Consider the following 3088-nt stretch of genomic DNA (forward strand, 5'->3'; position numbering starts at 1 on the left):
CCCCACTCGTCCTCGAACCAGAGCAGCCGGCCCTGGCGCATGGTGAAGAGGATGCGGCGCTGCAGCTCGAGGGGCGAGCGGCGCCAGCGTGCGCGGAAGGCGATCTCCCCGTCGTCCGTGGCCAGCCGGACCAGGACGGTGGGGATCAGGCGCCGGAGTGGGATGCGAGCGTAGTACACCATGGTGATGGAACGCTAATGCCGGCCGGCTCTTCGGGCAACGGTCTTGATGGTCAGACGCCTTTCTCCCGCCACAGCCGGTCCAGCTTTGCCAGCCGGGGCGCGATGCGTTCGCGCCACTCGGGCAGCGCATAGATCCCCGTCTGCGGGGAGCGCGGCCGCTCTTCCGGGACGCGCCAGCCCAGGACCTCGCGGACGGCGTGGTGCAGCGCCTCTCTCGTGTCCAGCATGCGGCGGTGGAACGCAGTTTCCACACGGGCATAGGGGCTCATGTTCTGGGCGCTGGGGTGATGCACGTGCAGCAAGGCCGGGAGGAGTGCGCCGCCCCAGGCGGCTTGCCAGTCCTCGAGGAAGGCGGGATCGGGCGCCTCGGCGGCCGGCCAGTCCGTCACCGTTCCGCGCCTGAGTCCCGCCCGCTCCAGCCGCGCCGCGCCGGGCAGCCGCATCGTGCCGGCGGCGAGTTGGCTGGCCGCCAGCAATGCCCGCAAGGCCAGGGTTCCCAGCGCCACGATCAGCCGGGGCCCGGCCGCCCGCAGCGTGTCCCGCAACACGTGCAGGCTGGTAGCATACTCGCCCACCGCTGACCTCACTTCCGCTGGCGTCGGCTCGCCGCCCCCACGCGCCGGCAACTGGTTGTAGGCCGCGGTGATGAAGGTGTGGTTGCGGGTCACGCCGATGCTGCCCAGCAACGCGTCCAGGTTGGCGCCCGCGATGTCGCCGCCGAAGGGGATGCGCGTGCCGTGGGCGCCCAATTCGCCGGCCCCCTTACCGCCGGCGTTTCCCGGCGCCGCGCCGATCCACAGGATCTCGGTGCGGCGCCAGGGGCCGTTCCGCCGCGACCAGACGATGGGCCGCGGCGCGGGCCGGCCGTTGCCCAGGCGGCAGGGCTCCCGCAGCCATTCGTCGCGGAGGCATTGCGGGTGTGCCGCGTGCAGCTTTCGGAAGATAGCCCGGAAGCGGGCCTCTTGCGGCGTGGAGTGGGCTGCGGCGCTCAGATGCTGTCGAGCAGCTCGTCGATGGCCCTGGAGACGGCGTCCTGCGCGCGGCCCGCCAGCAGGTTCTCGAGCATCTCGCGGGCATCGCCGGCCACATCGCCCGGGTGCCGGCGCTCGCCCGCGCCGCGTACCGCATTGCCGATGGGCAGCAAGGCCAGGCGCGGCGTCTCGCCCCCGTCCTCAGGATGGTAGCTCTGCTCGATCTCGGGTGGCGGTGGGGGCACACTGGCCTTCCATGGCTCGTCCTCGAGATCCGTTTCGTCCTGCCGGAACGGGTCCGCGTCCATGGGCAGAACCAGGCAGATGCGGGCGTCAATGTTGCCGTCATCGTCCTCGGTCGCGGCCAGCGCCACGGGGGTCGGCTTCTGCAGGATCTGGCGGATGGCCTGCGCGGCGTCCGGCGAGACGATGCCGCGGGCGATCAGATGACCGGAGTAATAATAGCCCAGGCCGATGCTGCCGCCGGGCACGGCCTCGTGCTCGAGGGAGCGCGCTTCGATCGGCAGCGGCTCGGGGTAGGCGACGACGACCAGGTGGTCCATGGCTCCGTTCGCGGTGGTTGACTCCCCGAACATCTAGCCCTCACCAGCCCAAAGTGTTCCACCCCCGGCGGGAGCGCAAGGCGGGAGGCAGGAACGGTGGCGCGGGTGGCGCTCGGACACGCCGCTGCGTAGTCTACTGCCGGCGCAAGCCCGGGCTGGGGGTGTTGGCGGCGACGCGCGGGGACTTCCCAACCAGTGGGAGCATGGTATGATCGCGACCCGGATTCGTCTCCGTCTGCTCGTCACTATCACGCTCGGACTGCCCACGGCGCTGCCTGCACAGCAGGCGTGGCAGCCGCCGGACGCCAGACTGCTGGCCCGGGCGCGCGCGCTCCTGGCGCAGGTGCCGCTGGTGGACGGGCACAACGACCTGCCCTCCAAGCTGCTCGAGGAGGCGCGCGGGGATCCGGCGCGCTTCGACCTGGCGGCGCGGCAGCCTCGCTTCCACACGGATATTCCGCGACTCCGCGAGGGGCGGGTTGGCGCGCAGTTCTGGGCGGCCTACGTCACCGTGGATTCGATTCCCGCCGGCGCGGCGCTGCGCCACGGCCTGCGCGAGATCGACATGGTGCACCGGCTGACGCGGCGCTATCCGGACCTCGAGCTGGCGCGCACGGCGGCGGACATCGAGCGCATCCACCGCCAGGGGAGGATCGCGTCGCTCATCGGCGTCGAGGGCGGCCACGCCATCCAGAGCTCGCTTTCCGCGCTGCGCATGTTCCACGAACTGGGCGTGCGCTACATGACGCTGACCCACTGGCAGACCACCGATTGGGCGGACGCCGCGACCGACACGCCGGAGCACAACGGGCTGACCGAGTTCGGCGAGGAGGTGGTGCGGGAGATGAACCGGCTGGGCATGTTCGTGGACCTCTCGCACGTCAGTGCCGAGACCATGCAGGATGCGCTGCGTGTCAGCCAGGCGCCGGTCATCTTCTCGCATTCCTCGGCCCGCGCCATCATGGGCCACCCGCGCAACGTGCCGGACGACGTGCTGCGACTGCTGCCGCAGAACGGCGGTGTGGTGATGGTCAACTTCTGCTGGTGCTTCATTCCGCCGGAGGCGGGGGTCTGGTCCGCGCAGCGGGACTCGGCAGGGGAGGCGTTGCGCCGGGAGCTGGACGACGCCCGCGAGATCCAGCGGCGCCTGGCAGCCTGGGTCGAGGCGCACCCGCGGCCGCGCGGGACGGTCGCCACGGTGGCGGACCACATCGACCACATCCGCAAGGTTGCCGGCGTCGACCAACTGGGCATGGGCTCGGACTTCGACGGCATCGACGCCGCGCCCGTGGGACTGGAGGACGTGAGCGGCTTTCCCAACCTGTTCGCCGAGCTGCTGCGCCGCGGCTACACGGAGGAGGAACTCAAGAAG

The 3088-nt window shown here is 71.3% G+C and carries 4 protein-coding genes; 1 reads left to right on the plus strand and 3 read right to left on the minus strand.

The features are described from left to right. From HY703_01995 to HY703_02005, 3 genes are all read right to left on the minus strand, one after another. The coding region (locus tag HY703_01995) for a hypothetical protein (protein MBI4543950.1) at positions 1–182 on the minus strand (182 nt) is incomplete at its 3' end. A 50-nt stretch (positions 183–232) separates the two neighbouring features. Beyond that, complete coding sequence (locus tag HY703_02000) at positions 233–1174, minus strand: hypothetical protein (protein ID MBI4543951.1); 942 nt, start codon at positions 1172–1174, stop codon at positions 233–235. Further along, on the minus strand, positions 1171–1749 hold the full coding sequence (locus HY703_02005; GenBank protein ID MBI4543952.1) for a hypothetical protein: 579 nt from the start codon (positions 1747–1749) through the stop codon (positions 1171–1173). Before HY703_02005 ends, HY703_02000 begins: the two co-directional genes overlap by 4 nt. Before the next feature lie 175 nt (positions 1750–1924). On the opposite strand from HY703_02005, the gene HY703_02010 reads away from it, so the two are divergent. Further along, a partial coding sequence (locus HY703_02010; protein ID MBI4543953.1) for a membrane dipeptidase occupies positions 1925–3088 on the plus strand: 1164 nt, incomplete at its 3' end.

This window comes from Gemmatimonadota bacterium (genome assembly GCA_016209965.1).
Classification (GTDB): domain Bacteria; phylum Gemmatimonadota; class Gemmatimonadetes; order Longimicrobiales; family RSA9; genus JACQVE01.